14 protein-coding genes are annotated in these 13,985 nt (G+C 74.1%); 8 read left to right on the top strand and 6 right to left on the bottom strand.

Annotated features, from left to right (window positions below; genetic code table 11):
* Nucleotides 1-21 precede the first annotated feature (21 nt).
* The 3 genes from G3I54_RS32460 to G3I54_RS32450 all read right to left on the bottom strand — a co-directional run bounded on the left by G3I54_RS32460 (nucleotide 22) and on the right by G3I54_RS32450 (nucleotide 2,305).
* Complete coding sequence (locus G3I54_RS32460; protein WP_164619985.1) at nucleotides 22-852, bottom strand: class I SAM-dependent methyltransferase; 831 nt, start codon at nucleotides 850-852, stop codon at nucleotides 22-24.
* A gap of 79 nt (nucleotides 853-931) precedes the next feature.
* Entirely contained in the window at nucleotides 932-1,396 is a 465-nt protein-coding gene (locus G3I54_RS32455) for a hypothetical protein (RefSeq protein ID WP_164620022.1), read from the bottom strand.
* Nucleotides 1,397-1,588: 192 nt separating this feature from the next.
* On the bottom strand, nucleotides 1,589-2,305 hold the full coding sequence (locus G3I54_RS32450; protein WP_164619983.1) for a cupin: 717 nt from the start codon (nucleotides 2,303-2,305) through the stop codon (nucleotides 1,589-1,591).
* 242 nt (nucleotides 2,306-2,547) lie between these two features.
* Between G3I54_RS32450 and G3I54_RS32445 the strand changes: the two genes are divergently transcribed.
* The 4 genes from G3I54_RS32445 to G3I54_RS32430 all read left to right on the top strand — a co-directional run bounded on the left by G3I54_RS32445 (nucleotide 2,548) and on the right by G3I54_RS32430 (nucleotide 6,608).
* Entirely contained in the window at nucleotides 2,548-3,633 is a 1,086-nt protein-coding gene (locus G3I54_RS32445) for an exo-alpha-sialidase (RefSeq protein ID WP_164619981.1), read from the top strand.
* Between the two features lie 44 nt (nucleotides 3,634-3,677).
* Entirely contained in the window at nucleotides 3,678-4,355 is a 678-nt protein-coding gene (locus tag G3I54_RS32440) for a uracil-DNA glycosylase (protein ID WP_164619979.1), read from the top strand.
* Nucleotides 4,352-5,497, top strand: coding sequence for a BadF/BadG/BcrA/BcrD ATPase family protein (locus G3I54_RS32435; protein WP_164619977.1), 1,146 nt, complete (start codon nucleotides 4,352-4,354; stop codon nucleotides 5,495-5,497). The genes G3I54_RS32440 and G3I54_RS32435 overlap by 4 nt, the downstream gene beginning before the upstream one ends.
* A 178-nt stretch (nucleotides 5,498-5,675) precedes the next feature.
* Nucleotides 5,676-6,608 (top strand): hypothetical protein, encoded by a 933-nt coding sequence (locus G3I54_RS32430; protein WP_164619975.1) that lies wholly within the window; start codon nucleotides 5,676-5,678, stop codon nucleotides 6,606-6,608.
* Nucleotides 6,609-6,790: 182 nt separating this feature from the next.
* On the opposite strand, the gene G3I54_RS32425 is transcribed toward G3I54_RS32430, so the two are convergent.
* The gene (locus tag G3I54_RS32425) at nucleotides 6,791-7,852 is read right to left on the bottom strand and encodes a lactonase family protein (protein ID WP_164619973.1); all 1,062 of its coding nucleotides are present in this window, start codon (nucleotides 7,850-7,852) and stop codon (nucleotides 6,791-6,793) included.
* 135 nt (nucleotides 7,853-7,987) lie between these two features.
* Entirely contained in the window at nucleotides 7,988-9,499 is a 1,512-nt protein-coding gene (locus G3I54_RS32420) for an FUSC family protein (RefSeq protein ID WP_164619971.1), read from the bottom strand.
* Nucleotides 9,500-9,751: 252 nt separating this feature from the next.
* Between G3I54_RS32420 and G3I54_RS32415 the strand changes: the two genes are divergently transcribed.
* The 4 genes from G3I54_RS32415 to G3I54_RS32400 all read left to right on the top strand — a co-directional run bounded on the left by G3I54_RS32415 (nucleotide 9,752) and on the right by G3I54_RS32400 (nucleotide 12,920).
* Complete coding sequence (locus G3I54_RS32415) at nucleotides 9,752-10,081, top strand: hypothetical protein (protein WP_164619970.1); 330 nt, start codon at nucleotides 9,752-9,754, stop codon at nucleotides 10,079-10,081.
* A gap of 81 nt (nucleotides 10,082-10,162) precedes the next feature.
* The gene (locus G3I54_RS32410) at nucleotides 10,163-10,672 is read left to right on the top strand and encodes an Lrp/AsnC family transcriptional regulator (RefSeq protein ID WP_164619968.1); all 510 of its coding nucleotides are present in this window, start codon (nucleotides 10,163-10,165) and stop codon (nucleotides 10,670-10,672) included.
* 37 nt (nucleotides 10,673-10,709) lie between these two features.
* Complete coding sequence (locus G3I54_RS32405) at nucleotides 10,710-11,402, top strand: HAD family phosphatase (RefSeq protein ID WP_164619966.1); 693 nt, start codon at nucleotides 10,710-10,712, stop codon at nucleotides 11,400-11,402.
* A gap of 216 nt (nucleotides 11,403-11,618) precedes the next feature.
* Nucleotides 11,619-12,920: a serine/threonine-protein kinase gene (locus G3I54_RS32400; protein WP_343240485.1), complete on the top strand. Its 1,302-nt coding sequence runs from the start codon at nucleotides 11,619-11,621 to the stop codon at nucleotides 12,918-12,920.
* Between the two features lie 34 nt (nucleotides 12,921-12,954).
* Here G3I54_RS32400 and G3I54_RS32395 read toward each other — a convergent pair whose 3' ends face one another.
* Entirely contained in the window at nucleotides 12,955-13,947 is a 993-nt protein-coding gene (locus G3I54_RS32395) for an aldo/keto reductase (RefSeq protein ID WP_164619962.1), read from the bottom strand.
* Nucleotides 13,948-13,985 lie beyond the last annotated feature (38 nt).

Raw genomic sequence — 13,985 nt, 5'->3', positions numbered from 1 at the left:
GCCGTGCGGCGCCCCGCGCCATCACTCCCGGGTCGCCACCACCAGTCGGGCGCGGGGGCTGCCGTCCGGGCGCAGGCCCAGTTCGGTCAGTGGCAGCAGCCGTACGACGAATCCGGCCCGGGTCAGGTCCGCCAGCACGTCGCCGAGCCGGAACGTGCGGTAGTACATGACGAACGTCGGCCGCCACAGGGCGTTGCGCACCCGCATCGCCGCGTCGAAGCCCAGCAGCGACCAGTAGGCGCGCGATCCCACCGGGGGCGGTGCGCCGATCGGGAAGACGAACTGTCCGCCCGGCCGGAGGGATCCGTACACCTCGGCGAAGAGGCCGAGGCGCTCGGCGGGCAGGAAGTGGCCGAACGCGCCGAAGCTCAGGGCGAGTTCGAAGGCCGGCGCGAAGGGCAGGGAGCGGGCGTCGGCCCGCACCCAGTCGATCGCCGGTCCTTCGCTGCCGGGCGACCTTCTGCTGCCCGCCGGTCCCTCGTCGTCCGCCGGTTCCCCGCTGCCCGCCGGCCCCTCGCCGTCCGGCGACGCCTCGCTCCCGGGCGGGAAGGCGGCCCGGGCCTCGGCGAGCATGCCCGCGCTGAAGTCGACCCCGACCACCCGTTCCCGGCACAGCCGCCGGAGCACGCCCACGCCCGCCCCGGTGCCGCAGCAGACGTCGAGTCCGGTGTCGAAGGGGCCGAGCTCACGCACCGTCCGGGTGACGGCGTCGAGCACGCGGTCAGGTGTGCGGTAGGGCGTCCGGTCGAACTTCGGGGCGAGGAGGTCGTATCCGCGCTCGATCGAGGAGAGCGCCTGGACGGCCAGTTCGCGCACGGTGGGGCCCTGCTCGGGGCCCTGTTCGGTGAACATCACGGACCACCCTACCGACGCGTGACCCGGCCCGGTGCCGCCGCGCTGCCGCCGGCCCCGATGCCGCCGCGCCCGTACGTCAACGGCCGCCGGGAAGACGCCGCTTGAGGGTGATGGCGGTATCCGCGGCGTACGCCTGGGTCCAGCTGCGGCCGGCCCCGGACTTCCAGGTGACGTGGACCGTGGAGCCGTCGGCGCGGGAGCTCTCCACGGTCATGGCCCGGTCGCCGTCGCGTACGTCGCCGCGGCGCAGTTCGACCGCCTCGACCGTGACGGGCCGCTCGCCCGGGGCGTTCTCGGTCTCCTCGGCCGCCCGGAGGAGTACGGCGGCCAGTTCCCGGGCCGCCTCGGGGGTGCAGGACCAGACGAGCTCGCCTGCCGGGGGCGAGAGCCGGATGCCGACGCGCGGAGCCGGGTCGGTCCCGCTCGCGGTTTCCGTGAGCGGGTCGGCCGCGCTCTCGGCGACCGTGGCCGGCGCGGGCTCGCCCGCGGTGACCGTGACCGGCACCGGGCGGCCGTCGGCGTCCGTGATCCCGCTGCCCATCGTCGTCTCCTCGGTGTCCCCTGCCGTTCCCGGGGCCGTACCCGGGTTCCCGTCCGGCCGCTGCCCGGCCCCCGCCAGCATGTCAGCTCTTGGCGGCGGGGTGGGACGCCGGTCCTCGTCGGCGTCGGACCCGGGCTGCGCGCCCACGCGGGCGGGCCTCGCCGCCGACCGGGTCCACCGGGCAGGGCCGGCTCAGGTCCGGTAGACGTCCAGGCGGCCGCACATGCCGAACCTGCCATGCTCGGACGGTCGTTCGGCGTGGACACGGGCGTCGGCGAGGTGCCCGGCCTCGCCCCGGTCCAGCGCGTCGAGCTGGCCGGCGGTGGCGGCGGCGGCCGCGGCGGCCCCCTTCTCCCAGCGGGTGCGCCACTCGGGCGTACGGGGGCGGACGAGCGCGGCGGCGGCGCGGTGGAACGCGGCCAGCGGCTCCGGATCGCCGCCCTCCACGGCCTCGCACAGGGCGAGGAACCCCTCCACCGCGAGGTCGCGCCGGGCCCGCGCCGCCCGCTCCTGCACGGCCTCCTCGGCGTCCACGGGCAGCGCCGCCGCCGCGCGATAGGTGTCCGGGTCCGCGAGGCAGCGCGGCGGCAGGGTGAGCACCGCGTCACCGGCCTCGGGCAGCCCGCTGTTCTGCATCAGCACGATGACGCGCAGCCCGTCCTCGTTGACCAGGCGGTGGATGGCGCCCGGGGTGAACCACACGAGCGCGCCGGGCGTCAGCGGGGTCTCCCGGAATCCGGTGGCCGTGAGGGTCTGCACGGAACCGCTCCCGGCGACCACGACGTACCCCTCCGAGCAGGTCAGGTGCAGATGCGGGGTGCCCCCGCGCAGCCCGTCGGCGGCGGGCCAGTCGTAGACGCTCAGATGCGAGACGGCGACGGCGCCGGGCAGTCCTTCGAAGGTCACCACGGGGGCTCCTGAGTTTCGGCGGCACGGCCCCGCAGCGACCTTCCGCAAGCGCTTTCTACGGCCACTGAAAGCTAGGCCCGCCGCCGGACACCGGTCAAGGGCGCCGCACGCGCCCGGCGGGCCGCGCCGGGCGGGCCCCGCCGACTCAGCCGGGGCCGCGAGCGTGTGCGCGGGCCACTGTCAGTGGCCGGGTGCACACTGGCACTGTTCCGGCACAACGGCGTATCGGAAGGTCCAGAACCATGACCGACGTACTGCTCACCGCAGGCACCCGCAAGGGTCTCTTCATCGGCCGCAGACGCGGCGGGACCTGGGAGATCACGGGCCCGCACTTCAACGCGCAGGCGATCTACTCGGTCGCCGTGGACACCCGCACGGACACCCCGAGAATCCTGGTCGGCGGGGACAGCGCGCACTGGGGGCCGTCCGTCTTCCACTCCGACGATCTGGGCGAGACCTGGGTCGAGCCGCGACAGCCCGCCGTGAAGTTCCCGAAGTTCACCGGAGCCTCGCTGGAGCGCGTCTGGCAGCTGCACCCGGCGGGCCCGGAGGCCCCGGACGTGGTCTACGCGGGCACGGAGCCGGCCGCGCTGTTCCGTTCCGAGGACCGGGGCGAGTCGTTCGAGCTGGTCCGGCCGCTCTGGGAGCACCCGACCCGCTCGCGATGGGTGCCGGGCGGCGGTGGCGAGGGGCTCCACACCGTTTTGACCGACCCCCGGGACGCCGGGGCCGTGACCGTCGCCGTGTCGACGGCGGGCGTGTTCCGGACGAAGGACGGCGGTGCGAGCTGGGCCCCGTCGAACAAGGGCGTCTCCGCGGTCTTCCTCCCCGATCCGGACCCGGAGTTCGGCCAGTGCGTCCACAAGGTCACCCGGGACGCGGCCGACCCGGACCGGCTCTATCTGCAGAACCACTGGGGCGTGTTCCGCAGCGACGACTCCGGCGACCACTGGAGCGACATCGGTGCGGGCCTGCCCTCCGACTTCGGGTTCGCCGCCGCCGCGCACCCGCACCGCGGTGACACGGCGTACATCTTCCCGATCAACGCCGACGCCGACCGGGTCCCGGCGGAACACCGCTGTCGAGTGTTCCGGACGACCGACGCGGGGCGCACCTGGGAGCCGCTCACGGAGGGCCTGCCGGACGGGGCGCACTACGGGACGGTGCTGCGCGACGCGCTGTGCACCGACGACGCGGATCCCGCCGGGGTCTACTTCGGCAACCGCAACGGCGAGTTGTACGCCAGCGCGGACGACGGGGACAGCTGGCGGCGGCTCGCCTCGCATCTGCCGGACGTCCTGTGCGTGCGGGCGGTGGCGCTCGGCTGACGGCAGTTGATCGGAGCGGTCGTATCAGCAGTAGAGTGCGGGCCGTGGCAGCACGACCGTTGAAAGAGATCATCGAGCCGGGGTGGGCCGACGCCCTCGAACCCGTCGCCGACCGCATCGCCGCTATGGGCGACTTCCTTCGCGCGGAGATCGCCGCGGGACGCACGTACCTGCCCTCCGGGGCTCATGTACTGCGGGCGTTCCAGCAGCCGTTCGAGGAGGTGAGAGTGCTCGTCGTCGGTCAGGATCCGTATCCCACCCCGGGACACGCGATCGGGCTGAGCTTCGCGGTGGCCCCCGACGTCCGGCCGCTGCCGGGCAGTCTGGAGAACATCTTCCGGGAGCTGCAGGCGGATCTGGGGCTGCCCAGGCCGTCCAACGGCGACCTCACACCGTGGACCCGGCAGGGGGTGCTGCTGCTCAACAGGGCGCTGACCACCGCGCCCCGGCGGCCCGCCGCCCACCGGGGCAAGGGCTGGGAAGAGGTGACCGAGCAGGCCATCAAGGCACTGGTGGCCCGGGGCACTCCGCTGGTGTCGGTGCTGTGGGGGCGCGACGCCCGCAATCTGCGCCCGCAGCTGGGCGACTTCCCCGCGATCGAGTCCTCGCACCCCTCCCCCATGTCCGCGGACCGGGGCTTCTTCGGCTCGCGGCCGTTCAGCCGCGTCAACGAACTGCTGGAGCGCCAGGGGGCTCAGCCGGTGGACTGGCGGCTTCCGTGACGCACCTCCCGGCGTCGCCGGGCCCGACCGGAACAGGCCCGGCCGAGCCCGGCGCGTATGTCCTCGGGGTCGACTCCGGGGGCTCCGGGCTGCGGGTGGCGCTCGGCCGGGTGGGGCTGCCCGGGCCGCTCTCGACGACGGTCTGCGCCGAGCCGGTGCGGACCGGGCCCGGCGGCATCGACGCCGGGCATCTGCTGGACCAGCTGCTGCCCGCCGCCCGGGAGTTGCTGGAGCGGGCGGGAGCCTCCGCGGCCGCCGACGACGCCCCGACGGGTGAGGTCGCGGCGCTGGCGATCGGGGCCGCCGGCATGGCCACCCTGGGCGAGCGGTTGCGGGCGGAGCTGCCCGGCGCGCTCGCGGACGCGCTGGGGGTGCGCCGGCTGGCGCTGGCAGCCGACGCGGTGACGGCCTACGCGGGCGCGGTGGGACAGCGCCCCGGGGCGGTCGTCGCGGGCGGCACGGGCATGATCGCCCTCGGCACGGACCTGACGGAGTGGCACAGGGCCGACGGGTGGGGTCATCTTCTGGGTGACAGTGGCGGCGGTGCGTGGATCGGCCGGGCCGGGCTGGACGCGGCGATGCGGGCCCATGACGGGCGGCGCGGCGGTTCGCCCGCGCTGCTGGACCGGCTGCGGGCCGTGTTCGGACCGGCCGAGGCGCTGCCGGGGCTGCTCTATCCACGCTCCGACCGGCCGGCCGTGCTGGCCTCGTTCGCGCCGGAGGTGGCGGCGTGCGCCGGAGCGGATCCGGTTGCGGCCGGCATTCTGCAGGCGGCCGCAGGACATATCGCCGAGGCGGCGGCAGCCGTCTGCCCGACGGCCGCGCACCCGACGACCGCCGGGCAGGACGGCGCGGCCGGCGAGCCCGGCGACGGCGGCGAAGTGGCCCTGACGGGCGGCCTGTTCCGGATGGGCGACCCTCTTCTCGTGCCGCTGCGCGAGGAGCTGGCACACCTGCTGCCGGGGGCCCGGGTGACCTCGGCGGAGGGCGATCCGCTGACCGGCGCACTCCGGATCGCGCGAGCCCTGGCGGCCGGGGATCTGCGCCTGCCGCGCCACCCGACGATGCTGTTCGTGCCCGTGGAGCACGAGACCGGGCAGCGGGCCGGAACGGCCGTGGGCGACGAGCCCCGGACCGGGTGATCGGCAGGGGCACGGAGGGGAGACGGAGCGGGGACGAAGGGCCGACGGAGGGGATCAACGGGCCGACAGACAGGGACACTCCGGTGGTACATCACTCATCGGACATAAGCGGATAGTTAACGCTCGACCGGACCCTCCCCGAACAGAGGGGCAGGCAAAACCAGTAGCATGCGGCGCCATGAGCACCCCCACTGGGCCCGCTTCCGGCCTGCCTGTACGAATGCCGCGACCTCGCCAGTCCGGACGGCACCGCCGCCCGGAGCCCGTGGTCGCACCCGAGGGCGCTGCCGCGCTCGTTCTCGCCGTTCCCGGTACCCCCTCTTCGGCCACGCGCAGCCTGGCCGAAGAGGTGATCAGCATCGCCCGTTCCGAGCTGCCCGGCCTCAACGCCCGGATCGGCTACCTCGACGGTGACGATGCCGAGTACCCGACCCTTGCCACCGTTCTCGCCCACACCGCCGCCGAGCGCGTCGCGCGCTTCGAGCAGGCCGTCGCCGCCGGCCGTGAGGTCGCCGAGCCCGCGGGTCCGCCCGCCGTCGTGGTCCCGCTGCTCGCGGGTCCCGACAGCGCGCTGATCCGGCGGATACGGCAGGCCGTGATGGACAGCGGTACGCAGGCCGAGCTGACCGATGTGCTCGGCCCGCACCCGCTGCTCGCCGAGGCCCTGCACGTACGGCTGTCGGAGGCCGGTCTCGCGCGCGCCGACCGCGCCAGGCTGTTCACCGTCGCCACCGCCGCCGACGGCATCGTGCTGGCCACCGTGGGCGGCGAGGAGGCCGTGCAGGCCGCCGGGATCACCGGCATGCTGCTGGCCGCCCGCCTCGCCGTGCCGGTGATGGCCGCCGCCCTGGACGTGGAGGGCTCGGTCGCCTCGATCGCGGAGCAGCTGCAGGGCTCCGGCTCCGCGCAGCTGGCGCTGGCACCGTACCTGGTGGGCCCGGAGGTCGACCCCGGTCTGCTGGACGCCGCCGCGAAGGAGGCGGGCTGCGCGACGGCCGAGCCGCTGGGCGCCTACCCGGCGATCGGCAAGCTCGTGCTGTCCCTGTACGCCACGACGCTGGGCATCACGCCGGCGACGCCGCAGGGCGCCCAGGGCGCTCAGGCTCACTGACCGGGTGCCGCCGCCCTCGGGCGGCGGCTCGGGAAGCCGGACAGCACCGCGGGCCCGGACCGGAGGAAATCCTCGGTCCGGGCCCGCGGTGCTGTCCGGGGCGGCTGTGCTGACCGGACGGCTGCGCTGCCCGGGACCGGTCAGCGGTCAGCGGTCAGCAGTCAGCAGTCAGCAGTCAGCAGTCAGCAGAAAACGACGCAGGAGGCCGCGGGGACCTCGATGGAGCCCGCGTGCTGCGGGACGCCCGTCTCGGCGTCCACGGCGAACCAGCTGACGTTCCCGGAGTGCTCATTGGCCGCGTACAGCCACTGCCCACTCGGGTCGAGGGTGAGATCGCGCGGCCAACGGCCGCCGCAGCCGACGGTGGCCACCAGGGCCGGCTTCTCGCCGCTCTCGTCGAGGGTGAGCACGGAGATGCTGTCGTGGCCCCGGTTGGCGGTCCACAGGAAGCGTCCGTCGTGCGCGACGACCACTTCGGACGGGTAGGTGCGCGCCGCGCCGTCGGCCGCCTCGTGCTCGGGCAGCACCGACGTCTCGCCGAGCACGTCGAAGCGGCCCGCCGCCGCGTCCCAGCGGCACACGGTGAGGGTCGGCTCCAGCTCGCCCAAAACGTAGGCGAGGGCGCCGGAGGGGTGGAAGGCCAGATGGCGCGGGCCCGTGCCCGGCCGCAGCGCGGTCTCGCCGTGCAGTCGCAGGGCGCCGGTGGCGGGGTCCAGGGCGCAGACGCGTACGGAGTCGGTGCCGAGGTCCACGCTGACCACCCAGTTTCCGGTGGGGTCGGCGAGCACCTGGTGGGCGTGCGGCGCCTCCTGGCGGCCGGTGTCCGGGCCGCTGCCCTCGTGCCGGAGCACCGAGGCCGCCGCCCCGAGCGATCCGTCGGCGAGGATCGGCAGGGCGGTGACGCTGCCGGAGCCGTAGTTGGCCGTGACCAGGTGGTTCGCGGCGAGCGCGAGGTGGGTGGGCGATTCGGCGTCGACGGCCTGTACGGGGCCCAGGAGGGCTGGTACGTCGCCGTCGAGGGCGAAGGCGGCGGCGACGCCGGGAGCGCTTTCACCGACCGCGTACAGGGCTGTGCCGCCCGTTCGGGGGCCGACGGCGAGGAACGAGGGGTCGGGCACGGCGTCCGTGGATCCGAGCACGGTCAGCGCGCCGGTGTCCCGGTCCACGGCGGCGGCGGTGATTCCGTGCCCGCCCGCCGAGGTGAACGACCCTATGAATGCCCGCCCGGCGCTGTTGCCGATCATCGCACTACCCCTCTTCCACCGTCGCCGCGATCTTCACGGCCGACGGTAGCAGGCAGCCCTCTGCGGTCCAGACCAATGCGGCGGGCGGGAATCGGCGTCCCGGCCGTGATCGACGCGGCAGCCCCGGGGGCGCGATCAGGCCGGTTCGGGCGCCCCTGCGGGTGTCCGGCCGCCCCGGCCCTGGAGCGGTGCCGCCAGTGCGGCGAGGGCCCGCTCCAGGCCGTGCAGATGAGCCAGCGCGGGGTCCGCTGCGGCCACGGGCAGCTCGGGCAGATGGAAGCCCCGGGAGCCTTCGGGTGCGGTGAGCGCCTCGACGGCCGCCTCGACGCGGGAGCACGCGGCCGACAGCCGCGCGTCGTGCGAGGCGTCCGGATCGGCGGCGATGGAGGCCAGCCCCCGTACCTCGCGTACGCAGTCGTCCAGCAGCGCGAGCACCTGCCGGGCGCGCGCCTTGCGGGCCGGCAGCGGGCTCAGAGGGTGCACCAGCGGCGCGAGCGAGAGCCGGACCCGGCCGAGCAGCACCTCCAGTTCGGCGACGCGGGGGCCGGGGTCGGCGAGCGTCGAGCCGGCGAGGCGGTCGGCGGCCTCGGCCGTGCAGGCGTGGACGCAGCGCAGCGCCTTCTGGATCCACGCGTCGGTGATGGCGTGGGTGGTGACGGGGAGGACCAGCAGCACGGCGAGCACCGCGCCGAGCGCGCCGACGGCGGTCTCCGCGACGCGCAGCCAGAGCAGGGCGGCGTCCAGGACGCCGAGCACGCCGTAGAGCACGCCGACCATCACCGTCACCCAAAACATCATCCAGCTATACGACACCGCCGCCGTGTAGAAGATGCCGAAAACGCTGACCGCGACGATGGCGGCGGTCGGGACGCCTGCGCCGTCGAGCGGGATGGCCACGGCGAAGCCCGCGACGATGCCGATCACGGTCCCCAGAACCCGCCGGAATCCCCGTACGAGGGTCTCGCCGCGCGAGGTGGTGTTGACGAAGACCCACCAGGTGGCGCCCACCGCCCAGTACCACCGCTGATCGGACAGGACCTGCCCCAGGCCGAGCGCGAAGGCCCCGCCCAGGGTGGCCTGGACGGCCTGCCGGGTGGTGATGCGCAGCAGGCCCCGGCCCTCCGGGGGAGCGGGCACGGCCACGACGGGCAGTCGCCGCTCGTAGCACCACAGGCCGAAGCGCACGGCGGACGAGGCGCACAGGGACAGGACCACGGCGAGGTACAGCTCGGGCAGCTGGCCGGGCACGGTGTGCAGGAACTGGGCGGCGAAGAACGTCATGAACGCGAAGACGCCCAGCGCGTGCCCGCGCGGCCCCCAGCGCCGGGCGTACACGCCCGCCCCCATCACGGCGAGGAAGATCAGGTCGCGGGCGACCGGCTGGTCGTGCAGCACGGCGGCGACGGCGAGGACGGGCAGACCGACGACGGGGAGCAGGGCGGTGGTGACCGCCTGCCCGCGCACCGTCGGATCGGTCACCGTGAAGAGAGCGAGCAGTGCCGCGAGGCCGCCGGTGATGGCCGCGACGAGCGAGAGCCCGGCGAGGCCGCACAGCGCGACCGCGAGACCGATGCCGAGAACGGCCCGGACGGCGAAGCGCAGCCGTACCCGCCCCGGGTCCGGCGCCACGAACACCCTCTTCAGCACGCTTCCACCCCTTCCGCGTCACCGCGGTACTCGCATGAAAAAGGCGCCGCGGAAGTCCGCAGCGCCATCGACATCACCATTGCAGCACCCATCGGGCCCATGGATCAAACCAAGGGGAATACCCTGTACCAATGGACCAGCGGAATGGCCGAGAGATCGACCATCAGCGTGCCAACGGACCATCCATGCGATGGGCACGGGATGAGTACGCGTACTCATCCCCGGGGGGCGGGTGCGGCGCACGATGCCGACATGGACACGAACATGGACATGCGCTCGACCGGGCTCCGGGAGGAGCGCGAGCCGCGGAGCGGCGCGATGAACCTCCTGGTGTTCCTGGCCCTCGTCCCGTTCGACGTTCTCGTGGGCGGCTACGCCTGGCTGGTGGTGGGCATGGAGGGCTGGGCCTCCGCGCACAACGGCGAGGACCCCACCCTTCCGGTGGCGGAGGTGGTGGGGAGCGGAGGCCTGCTGGTGGCCGTGGGCCTGGCGCTGTGCTGGGGCCGGTTCCGGGGCGCCGCCGTGATCCAGTTCGCCCTGACGGCGGTGCTGATGACCTGGCTGCTGTCGCCCTACGGGTGACGCGCCGTCGCCGCGAGGCTCCCCCTCGCGCTGGGTACAGTCGGAGCCGCACCGGACGGCTCGGAAGGAGATCTGCGGATCATGGCGGTGGACGCTCTCGACACCCGGATCCTGCGCCTGCTGATCGAGCGGCCGCGCACCAGCGTCCGGGAGTACGCGCGCATCCTCGGCGTGGCCCGCGGCACCCTGCAGGCCCGCCTCGACCGGCTGGAACGCGACGGCGTGATCACCGGCACCGGGCCGACCCTCTCCCCCGCGGCGCTCGGCCATCCCGTGCTCGCCTTCGTCCACCTGGAGGTCACCCAGGGGCATCTGGTCGAGGTGGGCGACGCCCTGGCGGCCGTGCCCGAGATCATCGAGGCGTTCTCGACGACGGGCGGAGGCGATCTGCTGACCCGCGTGGTCGCCCGGGACAACGGGCATCTGGAGGACGTGATCCAGCGGCTGATCCAGCTGCCGGGGGTCGTCAGGACGCGGACGGACGTGGCGCTGCGCGAGCGGGTGGCGCACCGGGTGCTGCCGCTGGTGGAGTCCGTGGGGCGCGCGGCGGGCGACCGGGACCGGCCGGGTCCCGGGACGGGTCAGGGGTGAGCTGCCCGGCCGGTCCGGGCTACGACATGCTGGGGCCATGACATCCCACCCCGTGACCGCGTCCGGCCTCCATGTGATCTTCGATCTCGACGGGACGCTGGTGGACAGTGAGCCGAACTACTACGAGGCGGGGCGCCGGCTGCTCGCCCGGTACGGGGTGCGGGACTTCGACTGGGACGTCCACGCCCGGTTCATCGGCATCAGCACCCTGGAGACGCTGACGGTCCTGCGCGCGGAGTACGGCATCGAGGCCCCGCTGGAGGAACTGCTCGCCGGGAAGAACGCCCTGTATCTGGAGCTCGCCGGGGCGTCGACGGAGGTCTTCCCGCAGATGCGGGTGCTCGTGGAGCGCCTGCACGCGGCCGGGGTGCCGATGGCGGTGGCCTCCGGTTCTTCCCGGGCCGCGATCGAGGCGGTGCTCGCGGTCACCGGGCTCGACGCCTGCATCCCGCTGTACGTCTCCGCCGACGAGGTCGCGCACGGCAAGCCCGAGCCGGACGTGTTCCTGGAGGCGGCCCGGCGGCTGGGGGCGGCGCCGGCGGACTGTGTGGTGCTGGAGGACGCCCCGGCCGGAGCGGCGGCCGCGCACGCGGCGGGCATGCGGTGCATCGCCGTGCCCTATGTGCCGGAGACCGCGTCCGACCCGGCGTTCAAGGCCGCCGATCTGCTGTTCGCGGGCGGGCAGTCCGCGTTCACCGCCGAGGCCGCGTGCCACCGGCTGTTCGGCTGAGACGGGGTCCGGCGGGCATTCCCGGCGTCGGGACAGGCGGGGAGAGGTGCCGGGCCGTCAGCCGAGCCCGGTGAAAGGGCCGTCGGGGCATCCGGGCCCCGCCGGACAGATATCCTGATCATGTCGTTCGCCGCACCGCCCAGGACTCCGCCGGAGCCCGGGGGCCCCGGGGGGCCGACAAGCCGGAGCGGGCCACAATTCGAGATAGGTGCACAGGTGCTGGTAGCTGGTCGGTACCGATTGGTATCCCCCATCGGTCGTGGCGGCATGGGCGAGGTGTGGCGCGCCACGGACGAGGTGCTGGGACGCGCCGTGGCCGTGAAGCTGCTGCTGGGCGACCAGGCGGACGCCTCGTCGACCGCCCGCTTCCGGCTGGAGGCCCAGACCGCCGCCCGGTTGAGCCACCCGCATCTGGTGGCCGTGTTCGACTTCGGGGCCTGGGAGGACCGGTTCTTCCTGGTGATGGAGCTGGTCGAGGGGCAGAGCCTCGGAGATCTGCTGGCCGCCCAGGAGCGGGTCCATCCCGAACAGGTCGCCCTGATCGCGGGCCAGGCGGCCGCCGGGCTGGCGGCCGCGCACCGCCAGGGCATCGTCCACCGCGACATCAAGCCGGGCAACCTGATGCTGGACGCGGACGGTTCGGTGAAGATCGGCGACTTCGGCATCGCCCAGTTCGTCGACGACCCGTCGACCGCGCTCACGACGGCCGGTCACATCGTGGGCACCAGCCTCTACCTGGCCCCCGAGCGCGCGCTGGGACGCACCGCCGACTCCGCGTCCGACATGTATTCCCTGGGCTGCGTCGTCTACCAACTGCTGCTCGGGCAGCCGCCGTTCAAGTCCGACACCGCGACCGCCACGCTGTATCAGCACGTCGACACCCCGCCGGTCCCGCTGCGGCAGCGCGGCGTGGACATCTCCGCCGCCTTCGACTCGTATCTGCTCGGGCTGCTGGCCAAGAAACCCGAGGAACGGCCCACCGCCCAGCAGGTGTCCGACTGGTTCCGCACCGATGCCTGGCGCGGCCGGCCGGAGCCCCTCCCGATGCAGACGCCCACGTCCCACCGGGCGTCCGCCCCCGTGGCCCCGAAGCCCTCCCCCGCCGCGCCGCCCGCACCGGTCGGCCCGACGACGTACCGGCTCCCGGGGCCCACCGGGCGAAGACGGCAGGCGCCGACCCGATCGGCTCCGGCCCGCCGTCGCAGCACCCGCGAGGCGATACGGCGGCGGCCCAGGGTGGCCAGTGCCATCGCGGGGACGGCGACGTTCCTGGCCGCGGTGTATCTGGGGATGATCCTGTTCTCCCCGGACTCCAGCTCCGCCGGCACACCGGACCGGAGCCCGTCCTCGGGCCCCTCGCAGGACGTCCGTGACGGCGGCGGACAACAGCCCGAGCAGCAAGGTCGGCCCGGCCAGCAGGGCCAACAGGGCCAGGACCAGCAGAACCAGGACCGGAACCGGGGTCAGCAGGACGGGGACGACGGGGACAGGGACGGGGACGACGAGCGGGACGACTGAGTCCCGCCCACCGCTCCCCCGCCCACGGTCACGGTCACCAGCGGTCGTGGACCTCCGCGCGGATGGAGCGGTCGTACAGCTCCCGTACGGCGTCCAGCGTGGACTGCGGCAGCGGCGGCAGCTCGGCCGCCGCCGCGTTGGCGCGGGCCTGTTCCACCGAGCGTGCGCCGGGGATCACGCTGGTTACGCCCGGCTGCTGGATGATCCAGCGCAGCGCGGTCTGCGCGGGGGTGGCTCCCTCGGGGGCCAGTTCGGCGAACTCGGCGGCCGCGGCGACGCCGGTCGCGTAATCGATGCCGGAGAACGTCTCGCCCTGGTCGAACGCCTCGCCGTGCCGGTTGTACGTCCGGTGGTCGTCGGGGCCGAAGACCGTCTCCTTGGTGTACCTGCCCGAAAGCAGACCGGAGGCGAGCGGGACCCGGGCGATGATGCCGACGCCCGCGGCGGCGGCCGCCGGGAGCACCTCGTCCAGCGGCTTGAGTCGGAACGGGTTGAGGATGATCTGTACGCTTGCGACGCCCGGGCGCGCGATGGCGGTGAGGGCCTCGGCACAGGTCTCGACGCTCACCGCGTAGGCGGCGATCCGCTGCTCGGCGACCAGGGTGTCCAGGGCGTCGTAGACGGCGTCCGAGGAGTAGACGGCGCTGGGCGGGCAGTGCAGTTGTACGAGGTCGAGCGTGTCGGTGCCGAGGTTGGCCCGGGAACGGTCGTTCCAGGCACGGAAGTTGTCCAGCACGTAGTTCTCCGGCACCTGGTCGACGCGGCGACCCATCTTGGTGGCGACGAAGACGTCCGCGTCGGGGCGGTTCTTGAGATAGCGGCCGATGAGCTGTTCGCTGCGGCCGTCCCCGTACACGTCCGCGGTGTCGAAGAAGGTGACGCCGGATTCGACGGCCGCGTCGAGGAGCCCGAAGGCGTCGTCCTCCGCGACCTCGCCCCAGTCGCCCCCGAGCTGCCAGGTGCCCTGTCCGACGACCGAGACGTCACGGCCGGTCCTGCCGAGTGTGCGCTGTTCCATGAGGATCATGCTATTCCGCTTCTTGCGTGGAGGTTCTCGGGTGGAAA

Source organism: Streptomyces sp. SID14515 (assembly GCF_010548505.1).
Lineage (GTDB): Bacteria > Actinomycetota > Actinomycetes > Streptomycetales > Streptomycetaceae > Streptomyces > Streptomyces caviscabies.
Note: the sequence above shows the minus strand (reverse complement) of the source record. Positions and strands in the feature narration are given on the sequence as shown.

What these genes read in the sequence shown, in the direction of transcription:
- G3I54_RS32410 (WP_164619968.1), top strand. Translation starts at nt 10,163, where the DNA reads ATGGCGGTGGACGCTCTCGACACCCGGATCCTGCGCCTGCTGATCGAG.
- G3I54_RS32430 (WP_164619975.1), top strand. Translation starts at nt 5,676, where the DNA reads ATGAGCACCCCCACTGGGCCCGCTTCCGGCCTGCCTGTACGAATGCCG.
- G3I54_RS32445 (WP_164619981.1), top strand. Translation starts at nt 2,548, where the DNA reads ATGACCGACGTACTGCTCACCGCAGGCACCCGCAAGGGTCTCTTCATC.
- G3I54_RS32460 (WP_164619985.1), bottom strand. Translation starts at nt 852, where the DNA reads ATGTTCACCGAACAGGGCCCCGAGCAGGGCCCCACCGTGCGCGAACTG.
- G3I54_RS32425 (WP_164619973.1), bottom strand. Translation starts at nt 7,852, where the DNA reads ATGATCGGCAACAGCGCCGGGCGGGCATTCATAGGGTCGTTCACCTCG.
- G3I54_RS32405 (WP_164619966.1), top strand. Translation starts at nt 10,710, where the DNA reads ATGACATCCCACCCCGTGACCGCGTCCGGCCTCCATGTGATCTTCGAT.
- G3I54_RS32415 (WP_164619970.1), top strand. Translation starts at nt 9,752, where the DNA reads ATGGACACGAACATGGACATGCGCTCGACCGGGCTCCGGGAGGAGCGC.
- G3I54_RS32395 (WP_164619962.1), bottom strand. Translation starts at nt 13,947, where the DNA reads ATGATCCTCATGGAACAGCGCACACTCGGCAGGACCGGCCGTGACGTC.
- G3I54_RS32455 (WP_164620022.1), bottom strand. Translation starts at nt 1,396, where the DNA reads ATGGGCAGCGGGATCACGGACGCCGACGGCCGCCCGGTGCCGGTCACG.